The following is a 22,960-nucleotide window of genomic DNA, read 5'->3' on the forward strand; positions in this document are numbered from 1 at the left end:
GCCGAAAGGCTTAAAGGAGCGCAGCGACTGGGTCCGTCAGGACTTAGCCTTGCAGGGTTGTGAGCTGACTCATCTCCGCTGCTACTGCTTCTTGCGAACCAAGGGCGTAGCCCGCAGCGTAGATATTATGTTATAAGATGTCCCCGCCTTCGTAGCGTTCCTTACACTTGTTTAATTAAGCTTACTCGAACAACTTGATCCCAGATTGTTCCACGACGGACTTCTTGATATCCAAGTTTCCTGTTTAATTCTATGACATGCCCGTTTTCTTCTTCTGTATGTGTGTATATTAGATTAACTCCGTAACTTTTAGCTTCACATTCAATAGATTTCTTAAGCAATGTTGCTAATCCTTGCCTGCGATACTTTGAATCCACCCATAAATTAAATATTTCTAAAAACCGTCCATCTTCTTGAAAAAGATTCCGATCCAATTCACTAAAGGCGGTCTTCCAAGGGTATGGTTTGTCCCGATTACTTATTCGATACATTATGTATCCAATGCGTGTACCTCGATCTTGATCTTCTACAATTAATACGCCTTTATCTTCATCAACAATAAATCCATGTATTTTTTTACTGTGTTCTATTACTTCTTCTGGTGTCAGTTTACTGTCATTTGATGTATATCCTTCATTTAATAAATCAATTTCGACTATAATTTCAAGGTCATTCATATCTGCTCTTCTAACGGTTATATTCATTATATACGCTCCATAAAAATGAATTTCAGTGATGACTTTAATGTTTTGCGGGGAATGTCATATAACGTTGTATTCACGAACTTCGTAAATAATCCCATATTTAGAGTATTCGCGAAATTATTGAACTATCCTGCCCACTAGCTTAATAAAACAAGGAGCAGCTGCCGCGGCAATCTACTCCTTGTTTCGTTTGGTCGCAATGACTTTCTTGTATTTTCTCTATAATTTCACTAACACAATGTTCTATATCCTTATTTGAGCAATCCAGAGTGTTAGTCTCCTTTTAATTTCTTCATGTGGGTCATGTAAATTAATTATCTGTCCTCCCTGCCTTCAATTCGAACTATCCTGTTCGTTCCATTATAGAACAAACCCAGTACCGGTCCGGTACTGGGTTGTTTTTTACAGAAATTATATTTGTTTTGCAGGGTTCTCTTTGCGGCCCTTTGTGGATTATTTTATGATATTGGGAAGTTCGAATGTCCAGAGCTGCGTACCATTCTCCGCCGAAGTGCTTCCTACGCCAAAATCATTATCATTGATTATGACGAGTGTCCGTCCATGCAGCAACGTAATCCCCTCGATTTTTTCATAAGGGTATTTGAAACTCACCGCATCCAATACGGATCGTTTCGTCGGCGTAACAATCCCTTGTTGTGCTAAATCGGACGCATTCATTTGTTCAAGGGTTTTCCCAGATGTATCTGCCGTATCATAGCTTCCCAAAATATTAGTTGCAGCGGAAAGATCTGTCGCATAAATTTGTTTCAATTGTGCTTTCGTTCCGACATTTTTATCCCGCTCATCAATGAGCAGGGTATGTTCATTGACGGCGAACAAATCAGAAATAACAATATCGGATTGTTTCAAATCTTTGAATTGAGCGGCATCCTCCGTGACATAAGCATATTCAGCGATAGGTTTTAACGTCTTCATATCGATTTTCAAGATGCGTAAATTTCTAGAGTTGTCGACGGCTTTATCCGGATTACGAAGCGGGCTTTGCATGGCTGCGAACATCCATTTTCCATCCGGCGTGATGCTAATTGCTTCAATGCCACGATTCTGGCGACGACTCAAGTAAGACGCTGGAAGTACTTCTTTAAGCGGAACCGCTGGAGATTGCAACATCGCGCTCATGCCTTGCGGAACAAGTCGTTGTAGGATGGTCCCGTCCTTCTTCACTTGTACAATACTTGGACCGTATTCTTCAGATAACCAGAACGTTCCATCTTTTGGATTATAGGCTAGTCCTTCTAGATCCAAGCCATAGGGGTCATAGGACAGAATTTTCGTCGCTGCCGTATCATAAGGGATTTCATCATGTTTGATAACATTCGGTAGACCCGTGATTTTAGAGGTTCCTGTGACAGGATCTTTGCCTTTGACTTGTAGAGGGATCGACGAGAGAATGGAGATTTTACCTTTTTCTATTTTGATTTTATAGATGGATGGCGTGAAATTCGGTAACGGGAAGGTACGTCTTGTTTCACCGTCAATTTCAACCTCACCGTTCGGTCCACGGTCACTGCTTGTGTAGAATACATTGTCAGGGTCGCCTGGTAAATGAACTAGCGATGATCCAAATCCCATTTTAATGCCTTTCGACAAATCAGGGGATTGAAGTATGTACTTCCCAGTTAGTTTGGGTTGGGATGTAGCGGTGGTTTGATCAGCGTGGGCCTGCGGAATGGCTGTCATCATGATCCCTGTTCCGATCGTTGCTACAGTAAGCATGGATAATAGAATGTTCTTTGCGTTCATGTAAGTTATTGCTCCCTTCGACATGTTATACCTTATTATGACAATAACTTGTTCGCGAGGCATTAACCCAGTGTAAGAGGAATGTAAATAATTTCTTGTCTCGGGCCTTTAATAATAGAATTTACAGCCCAGTATAATTCGTAGCCGAAGTTACTTCGTGTTAAGACGTACATTCTTTATTGCGCAATATACGAAATATCTCTAACAAAATCACATTTAGACTAAGCCATGCCCCAGCAAATATATACCCGGCTGCTACATCGCTTGGATATTGTACATTGAAGAATATTCGGCTAATTCCAACAAGTAAACAAAGGATGAATACGAATAACGTTACAGTTATCTGAATTTTCACATTACCATAATGGCGGACCAATAAAAAAGCTGCAAATCCACAAACGGTAAGCGAATTTAAAGTTTGTTCGCTTGGGAATGTATAGGGAAACTGAAGCCCTACTGGTTCAGGACCTGTTCGATGAAACAACATTCGCAGTCCCTCCGCGAGTATTTCTCCTCCAATAATAACAAAGGCAAAGAAAGAGAATTCAAGAAATCGGTCTTTTCCCTTCAAAAATATCCACACACTTGTGAGGATGATTACTGGTGCATACACGTAATAAGAACCCAACAAAGCGAAATTGTTCATCGAAGTCGTCCAACTTGAATCGAATATCTGATGAATGACGTAAGAGGTGACCTCATCAAATTGTGTAAACTCTTTCTCAAAGAAATCTTGGATTATCCCAATCATTAAAGAAATAAACAAGACAAATACAGCAAAGGCAGAAAGCACAAAAAATCTAACCTTGCCCATGGAATGGAATCGCTGTACCCATTTATTCAGGCTGCTAATGAGCTGATCTTGGATTTGCTGCTTATTTTTCCGGTATATATAAACCAATATAAAAATAACTGCCGCAATGATTCCGCCTATAATCAGATATCGATTTATGGTGTGATGATACTGCTCCCATTTAGGGCCTAATACTTTACCTAGTGATATAAAAACACTGACCCAGAAAAAAGCCCCCATATAAGAAAAAATGGCATATATCCGAAACGGAATACGAGTGACACCTGAAAAGTACCCCGTTATATGGCGTACCCCGGGGATAAAATAAGCGATGATCAATACCTTATTTCCGTATTTTTGAAACCAATGTGACACCTTGTCAAGCTTGTCAGGTCCCAGATGAATGCGGGTTCCATACTTTTCAAAGAAAGGAGTTCCTAACCGAAAGCCGATCCAATAAGAAATCGTCATTCCAACAGAAGCTCCGACCCCAGCTGTTATTATTGAGAGAATCCAATTGAGTTTTCCTTGAAACACAAGGAGTCCGGCATAGCTCATTAAAACCTCTCCTGGAAGTGGTAATGCAAGCATCTCAAGTAATAAAGATATAAAGAGAACCCAATTTCCATAATGCTCTAGCCAGTTTGTTAAAAAACTCAATTTCCATTCCCCCTCCATATCTATTTTAAACATTTAAGAAAAAAAATAACCCTTGATTCGACTCAAGGGTTGTTCGCTGTGTAGCCTAGCCTAGACAATAAGTTATAGTCAGGACTTACTTCCCATGTTTCATACGGAATAATAGCCCTTGCTCGCATAGCATCGAGTGTACGAGATTTTTGGTTTGGACGCGTTATGTATTGGTCTATATTAGACTCGTTTAACGCAATATATCTAGCTTCTTGAATTTCTTCTGGTTGAATTATTATTTCACCACTAACATACTCTGCTGTAAAAACGACTGATAAAACATGTTTCGTTGCATTATAATACACACCTGTTATTCCAAGAGGTTGTATTACAATGCCCGTTTCCTCCAGGTATTCCCTACAAACAGCTACGTCCAATGGTTCCCCAGATTCAACGTTTCCTCCTGGCATTTCCCATGTATCCGAACGCCAATGTGTCCTGAGTAATAAGACCTCGCCCTTTTCATTCTTAACAAAAGCTGAAACAGAAACTAAATGTTTTGGTTGTTCGTACTCCACTCGATATCACCATCCATATTTCGTTACACTAATTTTACCAGTTAGTTCCTCGATTAATGACTTTTTAGCCTCTAATAGACAAAGTATAATAAACAAAATTAAAATTCTGACCATTCATTTCAAATTCTTCGTCACTTGTAGCAACTCGATCAAATCCATTTTTCTCTAAAACTTTTTGAGATGCTATGTTATTAGCTGTAGTTTTCGCTTTAATCTGGTTTATTTCTTTGTCAGTTATTGTTTCTAACAATAATTTCAACGCTTTATTTGCAATACCTTTTCCAGTATATGCTTGCCCCACTCTATATCCAAGATGACCGATTTTTTGAAATTTATCGATATCTACTAAATTTATTCTACCTAGAATTGAACTATCTTTATCTTTAATTAAATAAAAATACGAACCTCCTTGAACTTGTTCTTCTAGTAAGGATTTATGTCTCTTTTTAAAAATCGCGGGGTTATAGTAATCATCTCCACGAGTTGGTACCATCTCTTCGAAAAGAGTTCTGTTTTCAAGTTCAAACTTATACAAATCTTCTGCATCTTTAACATCTAGTTTTTCAATAAATACATCCATGTGTAATAACCACCAATCCATTCTCAATATTTACATTATTACCTATAACTGCTTCTACTATCGTGTCCAGTTAGTTCAACGGGGAACAGCTTACTACTATTATTATAGAGTTAATCTGATAGCTCCTTCTGATATTTGCTATGACCATCTTCAGTTCTGCCTAAAAATTTAAATCCACTTTGTATGTAATATTCATTCAATTTTAAATTATCATTAACACAATCAAGCTTTAAATATCTCTTACTTTGGGGAATATCAAATCCATGCTCGATCCAGTTTAGTATTTCCCTTCCTAATCCTCTTCCCTTTTCCTTATGTGATATTGCAAGTCTATGTATAAATATAGAGTCTCTAACATCTAAATCTGCCCATACATGTTTATCCCAAACATCTGGGTCCAACTGGATTGTCACTGTACCGACTAAAAGATTATTCTTAAGAAAAACATAGGCAGTGCCATTGCTGATGCTGTCTAGTACATCATCCCTCCCATGACCATCAAGAAAATGACTCCATTGATTTAAACCGAGATTTCTGAGCCATTTAGAAGATTCAGTAAAGAGATCAATCAATGTACTAAAGTCACTCACATAAGCTTTACGAACAAATAATTCATTAAATTCTATTTGTTCCTTCATTTTCAATTGTCCCCCCATTAACAGATAACTTGATAACACCAACTCACTTAACCCTTATTCTACCATGTTAAATATGGGGGTGTCTTATTTGAAGAAATCTGCCTTTTATTTTGAAAAGCCTCCCGGCAGACATACCGGCTAGGCACACCTAAAATCTACTTCAATCAATCAATTAGCCACCACAAAAAAGCCGCTTCACAGAGAAATCTGTGCGAAGCGGCTTTGCTTGGGAGCCATACTACTAAGTTTAATGGATGACTTGAAAAATACGATACAATATCACAGCCGCTTCAGCTCGCGTCACGGTTTCCTTCGGAAGAATCCTGTCTCGGTCTCCTTGGATGAATCTCTCCCTTAACAGTGCTGCAACATCCTCCGCGGCATATGCTGCAACTTGTGAGGCATCTGCTATTGGAGCAAGATCGGATACATTGCCCTTCTTCGATAAGACGCCAGCGACATAGAGCGCTCTCGCCGTCAGCACCATCATTTCTTGTCTGGATAGCAATGCCTTCGGTTTGAACATATTATTGCCTACACCAGTAGTAATACTTAGTGCTCTGGAGATGCCTATCGCCTCATAATCATTATCGTTGCGGTCAACATCTGTGAAATTGACATGTACCTCCGCTTTTAACCCCAGTAATTTCACCAACAAAGCGATATAATCTGCTCTTGTCAGCTTTTTCCCCGGCTCGAACTTGGTTTCTGAAGCACCTGGCATGATTCCAGCTGCCGCTAATCCTTCTATTGCTTCTTTCGCCCATACATAGGTGTTGTCAACATCGGTAAAAGTCTTCTTCACAGGCCCCGGTGTACCCGTTCCTTGACCTTCTTTTACCGGCGGGGTAGTAGTTTCTGGCTTTGTAGTCGTGCCGTCTGAACCATTTCCCCCACCTTCAGAGCTCTGTTTCAAAGTGGTAATCACTCTTACATTGCTGATCTTGGACGTATTTCCTGCCGCATCGACGGCTACGACAAAATAGCGATACGTGGTCGTAGGTTTTAATCCTATATCTTTGATATCTGTTTTTGTGGTTGTGAGAATTTCGACATCGTCCCGGTAAACCTTATATCCCACCACGCCAACATTATCAGACGCAGGAGTCCATCTCAGTTCGATGGCTGAGCTGGATACCGCTTCACCCCGCTCGATCGTCGGTGGCGTTGGCGCCACATCATCTACGATCGTCGGCGTCCACCAGTTCCCCGATACCACAATCATGCTAAGCAAGCGAAGATTATTGCTGAAGTAGAGTTCATCTTTCGTTGCACCCGCAGTATTATAATCCCATAACCGATTCAGCCATGCCTGATTCGATGAATCGATCATCGCGCTCACCATCATCGGGGCAGAGAACGATATATCCTCGTAATCTTCCAAAGCTGTAGAGCCATCCAACTTATAGCCAGCCCGAATCTGCTTCGGATCTTGCTTCGTCTTCTCTTGGATCCAGCGATTAAGAGCACTGAGTTGCGCTTTCGCGCGGGTATCTCCTGTAATCAGGTAATCCGTACCGATTCGCCATGGAATTCGAGAAGAATTATAACTGTAATCTCCGTCCGTCTCCGATTCTAAGAATAATGGTTCCGCTGGAACGTAACGGTTACCGTCCTTCACGACGAAGTCAGGAAGCAGCCCCGCCTTCGGACTGTAATTCTCATGCATGCTGCGAATAATGTTGTACGTTGCATCAATGACCTGATCCCAGCGCGCATCCCCCGTTACATTGCGATAATCTCTCAGGTGCTGCAGCATAAAGTCGGATGAGCGCGTCGCCTTGCCATATTTCGGATCGTTATCCGCCGCCCAATCCGCAATCTTCAAGGTCCACTCCGTATGGTTGACTTCGCTCTGCATAATCGCTTCGATGACCTTCTTCGCTTGCTTCAAATAATCAATTTCGCCACTGCTTCCCCATTGATTGTTCGCGAGCAAAAGCGCATAAGCAATATCCATATCGCCGTCCGTCGCGGAGTCGACACCGTTAATATCTATAATTTCCTTCCCGGTATCGGCTTGCTGCCAAGCCATCAGTTCGGGATTGATCTCACTTGGGTGTGCTCTGAAGTAGCGATACAAGCTATCAAAATAATGTTGCGCCTTCGGATCATGCCCAGCCATCAGTGCCGTAATCAACATCCCGTACCCGTGCGCTTCAGATACCGTAATCTCATTGTCTTCGAACCAGTCGCCATCACTATACCACACATAATATTGACTCGGATCGTACGGGTTCTTCTTCAGGTATTTGGCCTTCCATTCGTCATATAACCTGGCTACTGTTTTGTCCATCTCCGCTTGGGTCACATGGCTTGGCTTAATCGAACCCCCTGCATAAGCCGTATGCTGTGGGAACGCTTTGTGCGGGCCTTCGCTTGTCGGCAATGGTTTTGTCATCACTTGCACCGTATTGCTGTCCAGCGATTCCAGTCCCTCTGCGTTATATGCCTTCACCACATATTGATACTTCGTATCTGGACTTAGTCCGGTATCGCTATATGACAATGCCTTGGTTGTGCCTACTTTCTTGCCATCGCGATATACGTTATAACCGGATGGTTCAAGTGTACCTGCAGATGCCACCCACCGCAGGTTAACCTGGAAAGGTGAGATTGCGGTTCCTTGAAGCTCAGTCGGTGCAGAAGGTGGTTCATTCCCTATCGGTCCTTCGAGCGTAGTGACTTCAACGGGATTCGAATTCATTCTCGTGCCGACAGCCTTGATAATCAGGTCATATTTCTTCTTCGGGTCGATATTTTCTAGCTTATAGCTGTATGCTGTTTGACCATCCACCACAGGAATGTACTCGCTCCAGTGGGCTTTTACTTTGTCACTCTTCTCATAGATTCGAAAACCCCGAATCGGTTCTTTGCTGGCAGAAGGCATGGTCCAGGAAAGGAGAGCACTAGAATCGACAAGCTTCACATTTGCATGTTCCACAGGATCAGGCTTCATATCGGTGCGTTTGATCCCATACTTGTCGTACGCCAATAATCCGTTGCCTACCGTCCCTGTCTTGCCTTCGTCTTCTACGGCTGCAGTATAGGCTGTAAATTGAAGTACCTTCGGTGAGACGGATACATCCGTGAACATTTTTTTCTCCGGCTGCTCGTCAATCTCTGCAAAGTAGTCATCATAAGGAATCGGTTTCCCGTTTTCATCTAATTTTTCACGAGGCTCGCCATTCTCGTCCAGTTCGTATTGATTATTCTTAAAATAGAACTTATTGCCGAAGGCATTCGACATGAGATACACCGTACCTCTCGGGTTGACGGCATTGCCTTCGCTATCAAATTCCAATTGCTCCTTCGGGATCACTTCATCGTTATACATTTGGAATGATCTCATATACATATGGTCATGTGCTTCGAATACCAGATCGATGCCCATCTCGTCAAAGGCAGGGATGAGATACTTTTTGTAAAATTGGACACGATCATCTTCCCATTGCGCGGAGTTATCGCCCGCAGCGTACGGGCTCTTGTGAAACGCCACAAATTTCCATTTTTTATCACTTTTCGCCACGGCGTTCTTCATCCAGGCGACTTGGTCCCAGAATTGATCATCCGCCCAATCCACGTCTTTTCCATTCTCTTTCAGCGCGCCTTGATATTGCGAGTTGAATACGAGATACAGCGCATCTCCATATTCGAACGAATAAACCGATCCTTCATGTGTATCCGCGACGACTTGTTTCGGCAGGTTGAAATGATTGTAGAAGTTATTGTTCGGTGTCGTCTCATCCCCGTCATAATCCTGCACTTCGTGGCCACCAAGCACTGGGACATACGGAACCTGCAGCAGTTCCTTCTGTGCTGCGCCCAGCATCCATTGCCATTGCTCTTCTAAATCGCCGTTATCCACTAAGTCCCCGGCACTTATCAGAAATTTAGGGGCCCCGATATGGTCAATCGCTTTTCTGAACGTATCTGCCCAGGGTTCAAACTCAGCCTTGCTCGATGCTTGGGAATCTGATCCCGCAATAAAGCGGTAAGACTGGTGATCAGTCGTATCGGTCGTAAATGAGCCAATGGAGCTCCATGCTGTTCCATTGCCGACACGGAAGTTATATGTCGTTCCCGGGATCAATCCATTCGCTATTCCTTTATGGCTAATGAATTTCGTGAATGTCTGGGTGGTCCTGTCTCCTTTTTCCACGAACGTACTGATTTCTTCGCCATGGCCTGTATACGTGGTGAACCCTGTCTTAGGAAATACGCCGCCTTGCACAGCGGAAGCTTCCACGACTTGAACGACCGTATCTGTCATCTTATCGGTATACCACGCAAATGCGATACTTGTCTTCGGATCACCGTTAAAGGTCATGTTCACAGATTTCGGTATGAACGGTGAGTCTTGCGTCGTAAAACTCCAGGAAATATCCCGAATTTGGGGGATATGATCTTCTTCCCCTAGAATCATTTCCTTCGGTATAGACACGGTATATGTTTTGCCATAATCGAATGCTGGATGGTTAATCTGTAATGAATGATGGTTGATGATTTCAGGTGAGATTCCTTGCAAGATGTTGTTCTCATTGTCCTTGATCGTAATTGCGTGTCCTTCATTCCATATGATGTTTTTGCTGAATTTGACCAAGATCTGGGCATCGACAGCGGTATTCGCTGTACCGTTTTGAGGGGATGCGTACAAATCAATCGTAGGAACTTCGATATCGCTGCCTTCCACGCGTTCACCCTTCACACGGATGTCCTTGATGTAACTGGAACCGCCTGCTCCGACTTCAGGATTATCTATAGCATTAGTTGGCACGTTCGAGGCCATCACCCATCGAATAAATAATAACGGCTGATCCTCGGCAGATTTCGGAAGAGGTGTGTCCACTAATTTACAGTTGCTGCAGCTATAACTTCCTCTTTCGAGCGTAACATCTTTCATTGTCGTCCACGATGCCCCATCACTGCTGAATTCAACTTTGAAGTCACGCGGTCCTGAGCCTGAGGATTTTTGCATAGAAGACAACGTGATATGCTGGAACCCTTTGGTCGAGAGCGTAGCCAGCCAGTATTTACTGCCCGTCCCGCGATCCCAGCCCTGATATTGCAGCCCGTCATCACTGACATATTCGAATTTGGGACCACCAACAGCACGAAGGGTCGAGGCCGCTTGATATGCTCCATAGGTGGCTGAAATAACGCCTTGATTTCCAGCATCCTTAAAGTCCCACGCAGCGATCATTGTTTTGTCCACGGTTATTTCATCATTGCCTATTTCATCCGCAGATACGGTCCCAACGACATGAAAAGGCAACAGCATGAACACTAAACTTATAACTACGAATCTGTGAAACCTTTTTCGCAATGAATGATAAGTTGGCACGCCATTCCCTCTTTCCTATTCAGATAGATTCTACATTTTCATGACTGCATCATAGGAGAAATTATTATGTAGTGAGGTCAATGTTGCGGAAAAGAAACTTTAAGACATCAATAGAAGGTTCATAGTGGAGTATCTTCGACAGGGAAACATCACAATCTTTGAATGCGTTTATAAATCGAGGTTGAAAATTTAGCGTATCATACCACGTCCCTTCGCCAATTTTCGGATGTAATTCATTTAACCAAATGTTAAAGCGCTTTAACTTTTAAAAATATTATACCCAATGTTTGACATCTTGTCAATTGATTCGGGTGGTCTCCTATGGTCAACTTAATTAGAAAAACCTTGGATTCTACATCCAAGGTTTATATGTTCTTATCGTCTGAACGTATTCTCATCCTGTTCACGAGATCATCGTTACCGTATCGTCAAAGATTCTTAGTGACAGGCTTCGACAAACTTCACTTGCGTGTCAACTTCTTCATCGTTCTCTAGCCCATCTTTCTTTCAACAAAATCATGCCTAGCGATTGCCTATTGTTTGGTAATCATCCACGTAACACCGAATTGATCTACGACTTCGCCATAATAAGCACCCCATGGCTGTAGAGCGAGAGGATACTTGCTAACGCCGCCCTCGCTAAGCTTGGCATATGCCGTTTGAGCTTCTGACACTTCGTCATAATTCAAGGCAAGACTGATGCTTCGGTTATACGAGATCGGTTCGAAAGAGTCTGACATCATTAACGTATTCGTATCCGCTACTGTCAAAGCCAAATGCATGATTTTATCCTTCATTGCATCGGGGATTCCCGGCGTCTCACCGAATGTGGTGAGAGACTGAATCTCGCCACCGAGTGACTCGACGTAGAAATTCGCCTGACCTCTTGCATCCTCCGACATCAGATAAGCGTGAATTTGTGCTCCCATAAAATTTCAACAACCTTTCAACTTGTATTTGTCCTTCTATGAATACGACGAGTGAACATTGTTGAAATCGACAAAGTAAAAAAATATCTTTTATTACGTTTCGTTTCATGACATCTATTGATGGCATTTTAAGAGATGTTGTTTTACAAAAATGCTATGGTATGTTCCAAAATGAACAAGTGCAATTTGACGAAATCCGACTGATGAATACACTATGCAAATCCGTATTATTGTTGTTGGGATCAAAATAAGGAGGGTTCATAATTTGGGGCAAGAGATAAGAAGATTTCTATTCTATACCTTTGTTACGTCGTGGATTCTATGGGGCGGGTTAGCGATATTAACACAGCTCAATTGGCTCAGGTTTGGTACTGCATTTTCAATGATATTGTTTATCCTTGGTGGTGTTACCCCTGCTATTTGCGAGATTTGGCTGAAAAAGAAATATAGCTCTAAAGAAGAGTTTAAATCATTTATTCGTAACATTAAAAATCCTAGACATCCATTAGTATGGTACATATTTACGATCGGTCTTGCTTTTGCAGCATGTTTTTTGCCAACGCTTTGGGGTGGAGCATCAATGGAGAATCCTCTATACCTGGCATTGATTGAATTCCCAATCATGATTATCGGAGGTGGGTTGGAAGAGATCGGCTGGCGTGGCTATTTACAGCCTACGTTGCAGAAAAAATGGTCGCCATTCAGAAGTACGCTCATTGTGGGTGGTATTTGGACAATATGGCATCTGCCATTATGGTTCGTGGTTGGTTCAAATCAAATGAATATGAACTTTCTCTGGTTCACGCTAAGTGCCTTGGCATTATCTTTTCTTTTGACGGTCATTTATTCAACCTTTTCCTATGTATTATTTTCCATGCCTTTATTAATTCATTCTGGGATGTATATATTCCAGATACGAATGTTGCGTCTGCTTTAGGTACACTTTTGTTTGCGCTGCTTATTTTTGCTGCATTTGAATTCTATCGAAAGAGGAATAAAGCTAAAGGGCTTAAAGCCCTATAGCCTTATAAACTCCGTATATCTGCTCATTCAAATAGGTCATGACGCGGTTTTGAATTAACTTACTCACTTCATCTACCGATTTCTGGCCACTCATATAGGACTCAAACTCTTCTTGAACGATGGATTCGATATTTTTATCGATTGAGAAGTTAGGGTGCGCTGCATCTAGGATATTAGCTGCGTAATCAATTCGTTCATTCAGCAGTTTTTCATCCGATATGGTTGGTTTCAACTTTCTGCTGCCTCTTGAAGCACTGTCTTATAAGCGTTTTTATGAACAGGGATTCCCATGAGAGATTCCGAAGACTGATTGGGAGAAGTTATCATGCTCCTTCATGCTCCTTTACTTGATCTCTCCCGTTCCTTCTAAGATCAATTTCACCTTAATGTTGAATTTCACTTGTGGATACAGACTCTTCCAATCCTCCCATTCCTTATCTCCTTCATGTTGTGTCGCCATATAGCGTAGACCGAATCCAAGCGGATCCAGATTCATTTTTTGCATACTCGTTAGAAGATCAAGATAGGCGTTTTCTATAAAGTGTTCGGCAACTTGCTCGATTTCTCCCCAGTTTTCATGAAAAAAAATCTCCTCTGACTCTTCTGCCGTCCCTTTGATACGAACATCGAAATCGATCGTAGGCTGCCCTTGCGTAGACCTATGTATCTGATAACGATAATGATATTTATGTACGGACAGTGAAAATTTCAATTTCTCTTCGATAACTCTTATTTCGAAATCCGGCCGCTTATACAACAATTGGTTCAGAATTCGAGTTTGGTTCGGATCGAGTATTAATCGGATTTTTTTCTTATCGAACAATGCGATCTGATTGATCTCGTAATTATTGTCTTTGATTTTAATCACGGGCATGAAAGGGTCTCTCCCTTTTTCCAAGAGCCGTTCATAAAAATCATACAGATATTCAGACACGATAAATGAGGACTCCGTTCCTTCATGACCAAAGCTTAGAATGAGAGAATTACCCGCTAATCTTTCCGACTTGCTGCTTGTCGTTAGTATTTCTTTTGCATTTGATTCCGCAACAGCGATATACTCGATCCGTTGTACGCCGCGACGGCGGATGAACCAGTCAATATGTTTGGTAATATCCTTTTGTGCAAGCGACTTACCGAAAATCGTAACTTTCGCATGACCCAGGTCTAATTGTTTGTCTACCTGGGATCTCATCAGTTCTAATGCTTCCGAGATACTATCCGCCTCCATACTGACCAATTGCGAGTTGGATTTCCCTGGTTCTGTCAAAGTCGTCGGGATAATGAGCTTCAAAGTCACATTATATTTCTTCTCTACGCCTTGATCCACACCGATCGCCACGACAAGAAAACGTTTATCAATATCTTTAAACCCGCATCCAGGAAGGAGAAGTATGATGGTGACGAGCAATATCAAGAATCCCTTATTCACATCCAAGTCTCCTTTTAACTCTGACCATGAGTACGACCAACAAGATCTCTGCGATGAAACGTATTGTGAACCAACTATATGTAAGTGACATGACTTGTTTCTCAGTTGAATAATAGCCATAAATAAATACACTGATGCTAACCATCCCTACCAAAATACGCTTGAAATTGACCGAGTAATTGTTAAACGCACCGCCCATCCATTTCAAGGCGACATGCCAACTCATCACAATGAATAACAACGACAAGATAATATAGCAGAGCAAGTATAGAAATACGCCACGTTCAATTAATCCGAATTTCATCTGTATGGAATCAGCTGTATTTACCCCGATGTATACATATTTATCGACAGCTTGCGTACCGTGAATACCGATGGGAATGAAGAATGTGGCACTAAACACGATGATCCCGATGACCGGAATGAACCATATCCAATGCATTTTGTTAATAACACGGCTGTTACCATTGGTGATTGATAAGGAGATATACCCGGTGAATAGAAAACTGCTGACAGCGATTAATTCCCATGAAGGAACTTTAAGTGCATAATCGCTCATAGTCAGAACGGCATCCCAAGAAAACGTCTCATTTCGCATTTCCTTGATCCAAATAAAAAGAAGGATCGGGATTGTAATGAATAACCATAACTCCAGATTGTAGAGAATGGGCATTGTTGCTCTCAGAGCAGCCCAACACCCCGCAATGAGGAAACAGAGGATCAATACATGAAGATTCATTGATGGGTTCATAAATCTCTTGATGACGAAGGAAATGGTAATTAATACGGAAGCCCCCGCTGCAAGCCAAGTTAGTCCTAAAAGAAAAGAAATCAAGAATTTGGTTGAATGTGAGACGTGTTTGTCCAATATTTCGTGAAGAGTTAGTTCATGGAATGGCTTCAAGCTTGTTATGAAGAAGTAACTCAATAGAACGCCTAACAGCATAGCGATCCCTACTGCAGCAATTGCCCCATGATATCGGTCTTGAAGGAGCAGTCTGGGTATATATAGAAACGGGCTAGTTAATGCACAGAGCGAAACGAGGTAATATGGATACCGATTCATGACAGTTTCCTTTACTTATAATTAGTGGTGGAATGTTCATCTAGGTAGAAACGGAAATATGGTTTACCAAAGCTCGTCAAGCTTGCTAAATAAAGTGTAAAGCAGAACATTCCTACGATGATGCCTGTAATGCCAAAAAGGATCGCCAGGATAATCAAAGGATATTTAACAATCCGCATAGCAAAACTCATCGCGTTCACGGGGATGACAAAATTTAAGATAGCTACCGAAGAAGCGACAATGATCATAATTGTACTTACTAATCCCGCTTCATGTGCAGCCTGACCAAGGATGAGCCCACCAACCGTTGTAGCCGTTTGTCCAATGGTTTTGGGGAGACGGATACTGGCTTCTATTAACGCTTCGACAATAAATAACATGATAAATACTTCCATAAATGAAGGGTAAGGTACAGTGGATCGACTTCCTGCGATAGACACAGCTAATTGCACACGAAAAATTTCTGGATTATAGGAGACGATGGCAATATAGAATGCGGGTAATATGATCATCGTAACGAGTGCCAAGTACCGAAGGATAACAAGTGACCGAGTGATCCAGAAAGGCTGATAAACATCATCTACTGCAGACATAAAATCATAAAATACAACCGGAGCGATTAAAGCAAAAGGTGTTCCTTCCATAACTAAAATAATTTTGCCTTGCGCAAGATTCATGACAATTCGATCCGGTCGTTCCGTATTAAGCATCACAGGAAATAACCGATACTTCATCGTCGTAATTAGTGTTTCAAGTTGACCTAAATCTTGTACGATATCCGCTTGTATAGCCTTCATTCTTTTCTGTATTTCTTGTAAAATGTCTGTATTTACACGCGAGGAATCATACAGAATAGACACTTTCGTCTGAGATACACGCCCTACAGAACAATCATCTACCCTAAGATGAACTGACGGATAACGGTTGCGAATGAGATTGATATTGGTTTGGATATTTTCTGATAGGCCAATATTCGGACCTTGGATGGTTGCTTCTACATCCACTTTACTAGGCTGTTTGATTTTAACGTCCGCAGCAGATAGACCCCACAGTCGTTCATGATAGAAAACAATGGCATAACCGTTGAGCAGTTTACCCGTCAATAAGCTTACTTCACGAATTTCTTCACATAATAGCTCCGATCGCAGCATGGCTTCAAAAGCATGCTTTGCCGTACTTTTCGCAAAAGTCGTAGAAATTCGCTCCGTAATCAGTATTGAATCACATAGGGATTCGTAGAAATAAATAAAGCATTGTTCTTGACCATTAAATAATCGTTGAACTTTGAAATCATGGGAACGTGCTGCTTCGTTCATGCTACGAGTAACCTCGCCGATCGTAATCAAATTCCCTCCTCTCCTCTCGTCCTTTTGTACGCCAAATGATTTTGAAAGTAGTATTTCCCTGTATCATTTTGGATATTCAAATCTGCGAAGCAGTCTATCGAATCGGTTCCCTGAATAAGTTCAGAGAAAATCCGATATGCTCGATATTCTCGAGAGCCATTACAACTGTGCGAATGCAGGAGAAGATCAAACGCCTCGAGAATCAAATTTCTTTCATCATGAACAAGTGCGACATTAATCATTAATTGCGAAGTGTCTGAGTATCAAAAACATTGTCCAGCGACTCCAGCCCCTCCGCATAATAAGCCTTCACCACATAATTCTTCAAATGACGTTCAAAATACGGAAGAGGCTGCCGCAAATGCGGCAACCTATTCCATGCCAAAAGTAAGAATTTCAGGCCCCATATTCAATTAGCGTAAGCATGATAAGAACTGTCGAAAATAATGATCGTATCCGCGTGTATGCTGCTATCGACGATTGTAGTGATAAGCAGCAAGTTTTTCGCATGCTCTTCCCGAAATTACAACTTCGTCTCAATAAAAGCAAATATCAAGAATGGTTTTTGTATCCATGATAAACTATTAAGGATTAAGCGCCCTAGCAATCGCGTCTACATAGCTCTGACTGGCACGCTGGCTCACTTCTGCCTGCGGAACGAACACTTCAAAGCAGTGGTAAGCTCCGGGATACAGGTGAAATTCGACGTCTACGCCTGCCTCCGCTAGCCGTGTCACATATTCGATCGTCTCATCTCGGAACAGATCGAGCTGGCCTACGCATGTATAAGTCGGCGGCAGCCCCGCCAAGTTCTCGGCTCTTGACGGAACCGCATATGGGGATAGGTCGCTAGCGTCGTTCTCCTCCCCCAAGTACATGCGCCAGGCCGCCAAATTGTTCGCTCGGTTCCAGGTTGCATTAGCAGTCGTAATTTCATGGCTTGAAGTCGTGCTATTGCGATTGTCAAGCATCGGATATAGCGGCATTTGGAAGATGAGGGCTGGCCCGCCTTTATCGCGAACCATTAGAGCAAGCGCTGCGGTAAGACCCCCTCCTCCACTTGCACCGGCAATCGCAACCCGTTCCAAATCTATGCGAAGCAATTCAGCTTCGTCCGTCATCCACGTTAAGCCGGCATAACAATCTTCAATGGCAGCGGGATAAGCGTGCTCGGGAGCAAGTCGGTAATCGACCGATACGACAACGCATTTAGCCGCCTGCACGAAGCGCTCGCACAGAGCGTCGTCCATATCCGGATGTCCCATAACATAGCCTCCCCCGTGAATCCACAGCATGGCTGGAAGTTTAGCGTCAGTTCGCTGGGCGGGTTCATAAATTTTTACAAGCATCTCGCCTGCTGCGCCTGGAATCATCCGGCTTGTCGTACATACGTCCTCCGACTTTTCAATGGGAGGATTCGAGAGTAAACTCCTGCTCCACGCTAAATGATCCTCTAGTTGAAAACCCGGAAATTGTGCTAATGTTGATCGTAATTCCGGCAATACGCGATTTTCAAAATTCATATGAACTCCTCCTAAAATGAGATGTGATTTCGAATCACTTGTCGTTTTATGTATCAAAATTGTATTACGATCTATTTCCGGTCTCTGCTTCCCACTTGGTAATTTCCTCTCGAACCCGTGGTGCAACCTCTGTTCCAAGCAGCTCAATAGCTCTCATCACTTGGTCATGCGGCATCGTGCTCAACGGTACATACATCATAAAGCGTGTAATGCCTACATGTTTGCGAAGGTGAATAATCTTCTGGGCAACCGTGTCCGGATCGCCAACATACAGTGCGCCTTCAAAGCTGCGCGCGGCATCGTAGCTAGAGCGGTCATAATACGCCCAGCCTCGCTCCTTGCCGAGCTTATTCATACCTGCCTGGGTAGATGGGAAAAATGTATCTGCTGCTAGTTCCGTATTCTCTGCTATAAATCCTATTGAATGCGATCCAACCTTAAGCCGCGATTCATCATGACCAGCGTGCGCTGCCGCCTTCTTATACAGCTGTACAAGCGGTTCAAAATGCATCGGACTTCCCCCAATGATCGCCAGCATCAATGGCAATCCTAGCAGACCGGCACGGATTGCTGACTCCTGATTCCCCCCACTTCCGATCCATATCGGCATAGGATCTTGAACAGGCCGTGGATACACGCCCAAATCGTCAATCGCTGGCCGATGCCCGCCCTTCCAGGTTACTTTTTCGGAATTCTGTATTTTCAGGAGTAATTCCAAATGCTCTTCGAATAGTTCATCATAGTCATGTAAGTCATAACCAAACAAAGGGAAAGATTCGATAAAGGAACCCCGGCCCGCCATAATCTCCGCACGTCCATTAGATATCCCGTCCAACGTAGAGAAATCCTGATAAACGCGCACCGGATCAGCTGAAGAAAGCACCGTCACTGCACTGGTCAGCCGAATCCGGCTCGTCTGTGATGCCGCCGCAGATAGCACAACTGCTGGTGAAGATGCTGCATAATCCTTTCGATGATGCTCGCCTACTCCAAACACATCAAGACCCACCTGATCGGCAAGAACAATTTCCTCGACTACTTCACGCAATCGCTGTGCGTGACTTATCACTTCACCCGTCTGAACATCCGGCTTGGTTTCTACAAACGAAGTAATCCCTATTTCCACAGCCACTCTCTCCTTTTTATAAAACATCATATATCAGAAACTTATTTGACTTCGGCAGTCGTAGCTCGTCTGGTCATTGCCCAGAATAGCAGCGCTACAGCACTGACAGAAGCCCCCAGCAAACATACTCCTTCCCAACCATAATGCGCATAGATATGGGTCGAAGCGATAGAACCGCTGGCACTTCCGATGGAATAGAACACCATATACCCAGCAGTTAGTCGGCTGCGCGCCTCCGCACGTAACGGGAGGATCATCGTTTGATTCGTGACATGTACAGCCTGCACTGCCAAGTCGAGAAGCACAATGCCAATAACCAATGCGAACAGTGATTGTTCGGTATAGCTAATAAACAACCAAGAAATCAACAATAAGATCAGCGCAATACCTGTCGTTCTCTGTCCGTAACCTCGATCAGCCAGCTTCCCTGCTCGTGCTGCAGCTAACGCTCCAGCTACTCCTGCAAGACCGAATGCTCCAATCGCGCTATGCGATAGAGAGAAAGGCGGCGTGCTTAGGGGCAATACGAGCGAAGTCCATAAAATGCTGAAATCGGCAAAAATAAGCAGGGCCAGAACAGAGCGGATACGTAACATTCGTTCTTGTACAAACAGGATAAGCACGGATCCCAGCAGTTGAGGATAGGTCAGTGATTTGACCTCGCGTTCCACTTGAGGCAATACCTTAAAAAACATAAGAATCATAACAAGCATCAACGCAGCAGAGAGCAGATATACGGAACGCCAACCCGCAAGATCTGTTAATATCCCTGAAATGGACCGCGCAAGAAGTATGCCGATGACAATCCCGCTTGTTACTATACCAACGACACGCCCACGTTCGGCCGGGGCAGCCATCGTTGCCGCGAACGCCACAAGCGTCTGAGTTACAACGGCAAGGATTCCCACCAAAGCCATACCTGCAAATAGAAGTGTACTGTTGGGGGCAGTTCCAACGATAACCAGGGCTATCATGGACAATAACATCTGACCGATAATCAAGCGGCGCTGGTTCAATAAATCCCCAAGCGGTACTAGTAGCAGCAGTCCCAATCCATAAAAGATCTGCGTGATCGTAATAACCATGCCAATCATTGAATAGTCAATGCCGAACTCACTCGACAGCTGATCGAGTAGCGGTTGGGCGAAGTAGATATTGGCGACCGACATCCCGCAGGCAACCGCAAATAATAGTGTCATATAGCGAGACATGGAAGCATGACGGCCTGTATTAGACGTGATCTGCTGCGGCTGTGACGAATCAACATCGACTGCTGCTTTTTCACTAACTTCCTCCATTTGTGTCCCCTCCCTCCATTCATGTTGACCGGCGAAAATTATAACTTACCGATCGGTATGTTATTTGCCAAGTAAATATATCCCATGGTTCATGCAACTGTCAACAAAAAAAATGAGATCACTGCTAATGATATCTTTCTTACTTCAAACACATTGGAATGAGCCAATCTTCATTTGACAAAATGAACGACTAATCATAAAATTATAATATACTATTCAGTACATAATGTGACATTAATTCAGGTCCGAAATCATAGCGCAATGAAAAAAATCGAGTTGAATGAGAGGTATTCATCATGGCAAGAACCCGTGAATTTGACGAAGAGAAAGTATTGGATGCAGCGATGCAGCTATTTTGGGAGAAGGGGTATGAAGCTACTTCGCTTAGCGATTTAACTGCCAGAATGGGTATTCAACGTCCTAGCATATACGCTGCCTTTGGAGATAAGAAAGAACTGTTCGAAGCCGCGCTTCGTAAATACACGATGTCCCGTGCTTCCGATATACGAGCTAGACTTCAAATCCATTCTTCTGTAAAAGAAGCATTTTCCACTTTTTTTAATGACGTGGTTGCTGAGGAATATTCAGAAGATCGCAGTCGGGGCTGTTTTTGTATCAATACCCTGGTCGAACTTGCGCCTCATGACGAGAAATTTGAAATTCTGACCAGAGAACATCAAATGTATCTAACAGTCATTTTTCAAGAAACCATTGAACGAGGGGTAAAAACGGGTGAGCTCGAGGCCAACACAGACACAAAGGCTGTATCACGTGCACTAATTATATCGTTAATTGGAATTTCAGTAATGATGAAGGCTCGTCCACAGCGATCATTTATTGACAATGCAATAACAACGACACTCACTTTGCTCAAGTAAATCAGACATAGTTCAATCACGTCATGCTGATTTATTAACACCCGTCATATGAATAGCGCTTTTTTCGTAAATTAACAAGTTATTTTAATGTCTTTTTTACAAACAAAATAAAAATGAACAGACTAATAAACCCAGATACAGCACAAACAGCAAATAGCATTTGATATCCCATGAGCTGTGACACAAAACCTAGAATCATAGCCCCCAACCCAATCCCTAAATCAAAAGCAGTAAAGAATGTAGCGTTCGCTACACCTCTTTTCTCTGGTGGTGCTAATCGTAAAATTGCTATTTGAAGTGCAGGTTGTGCTGATCCGAATCCAATTCCGTACAAAATAGCTGTAATCACTAGTCCAACTGGCCCTGTTGTCATTGTTAGGACGAATAGTGCGATTATCATGATAACAAGCGCAGGGGCAATAATGGATCCTTCCCCATGTTTATCAGATATCCTCCCTGCAAGCGGTCTAATTACTGTAAGTGTGACAGCATAAACTAAGAAAAAAATACCAGCATTAGCTTGGATTTTGGCTGCAAACAGGGGTAAAAATGTGGTAATGCCACCAAAAGTAATAGAAAGAAAAAAGGTAACAATAGCTGCTGGCAAGACTGATTTTTCAAAAAATGATAATGGTTGTTTGGATGTATTCTGAACCGCTGGTATTTTTGTACCAAGTGCACATATGAATGCAATCATTGCTAATGCTGTGCATAGAAGAAATAGATAATGAAAGGAAAATGATTTTGCTACCCAAAGACCTAATATGGGACCTAAAGCCATCCCTAAAGTCATTGCAAGTCCATACCATCCCATTCCTTCTCCTCGACGAGATTGTGGAATAACATCAGTCACAGCCGTTCCTGTTGAAGTTGTAGCAACTGCCCAGCTGATTCCATGGAAGATGCGTAAAATGACTAAGAATACAATTCCTGTTATCCAATCATAAAAATACATTGTAATTGCAAAAAAAAGTAAACCGCTTATGATAAATACCCTTCGACCATACCGATCCATTAATCCTCCAATAATAGGACGAAAAATGACTGCCGATATCGTAAACACTCCAATAATAAATCCAACTTGAGATTCACTTCCACCTAATTGTTTAATAAACATAGGTAGTGTTGGCATGAGTAAATAAAAACCACTAAATAGTAATAACGATGTAATTGTCAGCATGATATAGTTTTTTGTCCATAAACGTTCCATGATCTTGTAATCCTTCTTTCTATCAATAGAATAAGCGAATTAAAAAAGCAGTACCACCGCTATAAAAGTGTTGGTACTGCCATTTTGCGTGTCAAGTATCT

General features: G+C 42.6%; 18 protein-coding genes and 1 pseudogene. 2 read left to right on the top strand and 17 right to left on the bottom strand.

Annotated features, from left to right (window positions below; translation table 11 throughout):
* Nucleotides 1-161 precede the first annotated feature (161 nt).
* The 8 genes from C558_RS0126845 to C558_RS0126880 all read right to left on the bottom strand — a co-directional run bounded on the left by C558_RS0126845 (nucleotide 162) and on the right by C558_RS0126880 (nucleotide 11,960).
* Nucleotides 162-704: a GNAT family N-acetyltransferase gene (locus tag C558_RS0126845; protein WP_018759392.1), complete on the bottom strand. Its 543-nt coding sequence runs from the start codon at nucleotides 702-704 to the stop codon at nucleotides 162-164.
* A gap of 453 nt (nucleotides 705-1,157) precedes the next feature.
* Entirely contained in the window at nucleotides 1,158-2,468 is a 1,311-nt protein-coding gene (locus C558_RS0126850; RefSeq protein WP_018759393.1) for an esterase-like activity of phytase family protein, read from the bottom strand.
* Nucleotides 2,469-2,628: 160 nt separating this feature from the next.
* Nucleotides 2,629-3,954 (bottom strand): bifunctional DedA family/phosphatase PAP2 family protein, encoded by a 1,326-nt coding sequence (locus C558_RS0126855; protein ID WP_245583886.1) that lies wholly within the window; start codon nucleotides 3,952-3,954, stop codon nucleotides 2,629-2,631.
* Nucleotides 3,955-3,983: 29 nt separating this feature from the next.
* Complete coding sequence (locus C558_RS0126860; protein ID WP_018759395.1) at nucleotides 3,984-4,469, bottom strand: NUDIX hydrolase; 486 nt, start codon at nucleotides 4,467-4,469, stop codon at nucleotides 3,984-3,986.
* A gap of 64 nt (nucleotides 4,470-4,533) precedes the next feature.
* A complete protein-coding gene (locus tag C558_RS0126865; protein WP_018759396.1) occupies nucleotides 4,534-5,049 on the bottom strand; it encodes a GNAT family N-acetyltransferase in 516 nt (171 codons plus the stop codon).
* Between the two features lie 110 nt (nucleotides 5,050-5,159).
* Entirely contained in the window at nucleotides 5,160-5,687 is a 528-nt protein-coding gene (locus C558_RS0126870) for a GNAT family N-acetyltransferase (protein WP_018759397.1), read from the bottom strand.
* Between the two features lie 247 nt (nucleotides 5,688-5,934).
* On the bottom strand, nucleotides 5,935-10,968 hold the full coding sequence (locus C558_RS0126875) for a glycosyl hydrolase family 8 (RefSeq protein ID WP_018759398.1): 5,034 nt from the start codon (nucleotides 10,966-10,968) through the stop codon (nucleotides 5,935-5,937).
* Between the two features lie 596 nt (nucleotides 10,969-11,564).
* Nucleotides 11,565-11,960 (bottom strand): VOC family protein, encoded by a 396-nt coding sequence (locus C558_RS0126880; protein ID WP_018759399.1) that lies wholly within the window; start codon nucleotides 11,958-11,960, stop codon nucleotides 11,565-11,567.
* Nucleotides 11,961-12,225: 265 nt separating this feature from the next.
* Between C558_RS0126880 and C558_RS31990 the strand changes: the two are divergent.
* A pseudogene (locus tag C558_RS31990) lies at nucleotides 12,226-12,983 on the top strand (CPBP family glutamic-type intramembrane protease).
* On the opposite strand, the gene C558_RS0126890 reads toward C558_RS31990, so the two are convergent.
* The 8 genes from C558_RS0126890 to C558_RS0126925 all read right to left on the bottom strand — a co-directional run bounded on the left by C558_RS0126890 (nucleotide 12,970) and on the right by C558_RS0126925 (nucleotide 20,771).
* Nucleotides 12,970-13,215 (bottom strand): hypothetical protein, encoded by a 246-nt coding sequence (locus C558_RS0126890; RefSeq protein ID WP_018759400.1) that lies wholly within the window; start codon nucleotides 13,213-13,215, stop codon nucleotides 12,970-12,972. The pseudogene C558_RS31990 and the gene C558_RS0126890 sit on opposite strands and share 14 nt — an antisense overlap.
* 111 nt (nucleotides 13,216-13,326) lie before the next feature.
* Nucleotides 13,327-14,412, bottom strand: a complete 1,086-nt coding sequence (locus C558_RS0126900) for a Ger(x)C family spore germination protein (protein WP_018759402.1) — start codon at nucleotides 14,410-14,412, stop codon at nucleotides 13,327-13,329.
* On the bottom strand, nucleotides 14,405-15,478 hold the full coding sequence (locus tag C558_RS0126905) for a GerAB/ArcD/ProY family transporter (RefSeq protein WP_040675985.1): 1,074 nt from the start codon (nucleotides 15,476-15,478) through the stop codon (nucleotides 14,405-14,407). Before C558_RS0126905 ends, C558_RS0126900 begins: the two co-directional genes overlap by 8 nt.
* Nucleotides 15,479-15,489: 11 nt before the next feature.
* Complete coding sequence (locus tag C558_RS0126910) at nucleotides 15,490-16,824, bottom strand: spore germination protein (RefSeq protein ID WP_018759404.1); 1,335 nt, start codon at nucleotides 16,822-16,824, stop codon at nucleotides 15,490-15,492.
* A gap of 241 nt (nucleotides 16,825-17,065) precedes the next feature.
* Nucleotides 17,066-17,209 (bottom strand): hypothetical protein, encoded by a 144-nt coding sequence (locus tag C558_RS34500; RefSeq protein ID WP_211220806.1) that lies wholly within the window; start codon nucleotides 17,207-17,209, stop codon nucleotides 17,066-17,068.
* Nucleotides 17,210-17,408: 199 nt separating this feature from the next.
* Entirely contained in the window at nucleotides 17,409-18,347 is a 939-nt protein-coding gene (locus tag C558_RS0126915; protein WP_018759405.1) for an alpha/beta hydrolase, read from the bottom strand.
* Between the two features lie 64 nt (nucleotides 18,348-18,411).
* Nucleotides 18,412-19,473: an LLM class flavin-dependent oxidoreductase gene (locus C558_RS0126920; protein ID WP_018759406.1), complete on the bottom strand. Its 1,062-nt coding sequence runs from the start codon at nucleotides 19,471-19,473 to the stop codon at nucleotides 18,412-18,414.
* A gap of 41 nt (nucleotides 19,474-19,514) precedes the next feature.
* Complete coding sequence (locus C558_RS0126925) at nucleotides 19,515-20,771, bottom strand: MFS transporter (protein ID WP_018759407.1); 1,257 nt, start codon at nucleotides 20,769-20,771, stop codon at nucleotides 19,515-19,517.
* Between the two features lie 296 nt (nucleotides 20,772-21,067).
* On the opposite strand from C558_RS0126925, the gene C558_RS0126930 reads away from it, so the two are divergent.
* Entirely contained in the window at nucleotides 21,068-21,649 is a 582-nt protein-coding gene (locus C558_RS0126930; protein WP_018759408.1) for a TetR/AcrR family transcriptional regulator, read from the top strand.
* Nucleotides 21,650-21,728: 79 nt separating this feature from the next.
* Here C558_RS0126930 and C558_RS0126935 read toward each other — a convergent pair whose 3' ends face one another.
* Complete coding sequence (locus tag C558_RS0126935) at nucleotides 21,729-22,862, bottom strand: MFS transporter (protein WP_342662361.1); 1,134 nt, start codon at nucleotides 22,860-22,862, stop codon at nucleotides 21,729-21,731.
* Between the last annotated feature and the right edge of the window lie 98 nt (nucleotides 22,863-22,960).

Source organism: Paenibacillus terrigena DSM 21567 (assembly GCF_000374845.1).
Classification (GTDB): Bacteria; Bacillota; Bacilli; order Paenibacillales; family Paenibacillaceae; genus Paenibacillus_K; species Paenibacillus_K terrigena.

Excerpts from the sequence above, each read along its gene's own strand:
- C558_RS0126845 (WP_018759392.1), bottom strand. The coding sequence starts at position 704 with ATGAATATAACCGTTAGAAGAGCAGATATGAATGACCTTGAAATTATA.
- C558_RS0126850 (WP_018759393.1), bottom strand. The coding sequence starts at position 2,468 with ATGAACGCAAAGAACATTCTATTATCCATGCTTACTGTAGCAACGATC.
- C558_RS0126855 (WP_245583886.1), bottom strand. The coding sequence starts at position 3,954 with ATGTTTAAAATAGATATGGAGGGGGAATGGAAATTGAGTTTTTTAACA.
- C558_RS0126865 (WP_018759396.1), bottom strand. The coding sequence starts at position 5,049 with ATGGATGTATTTATTGAAAAACTAGATGTTAAAGATGCAGAAGATTTG.
- C558_RS0126870 (WP_018759397.1), bottom strand. The coding sequence starts at position 5,687 with ATGAAGGAACAAATAGAATTTAATGAATTATTTGTTCGTAAAGCTTAT.
- C558_RS0126875 (WP_018759398.1), bottom strand. The coding sequence starts at position 10,968 with ATGCTGTTGCCTTTTCATGTCGTTGGGACCGTATCTGCGGATGAAATA.
- C558_RS0126880 (WP_018759399.1), bottom strand. The coding sequence starts at position 11,960 with ATGGGAGCACAAATTCACGCTTATCTGATGTCGGAGGATGCAAGAGGT.
- C558_RS0126905 (WP_040675985.1), bottom strand. The coding sequence starts at position 15,478 with ATGAATCGGTATCCATATTACCTCGTTTCGCTCTGTGCATTAACTAGC.
- C558_RS0126915 (WP_018759405.1), bottom strand. The coding sequence starts at position 18,347 with ATGAATTTTGAAAATCGCGTATTGCCGGAATTACGATCAACATTAGCA.
- C558_RS0126925 (WP_018759407.1), bottom strand. The coding sequence starts at position 20,771 with ATGGAGGAAGTTAGTGAAAAAGCAGCAGTCGATGTTGATTCGTCACAG.
- C558_RS0126930 (WP_018759408.1), top strand. The coding sequence starts at position 21,068 with ATGGCAAGAACCCGTGAATTTGACGAAGAGAAAGTATTGGATGCAGCG.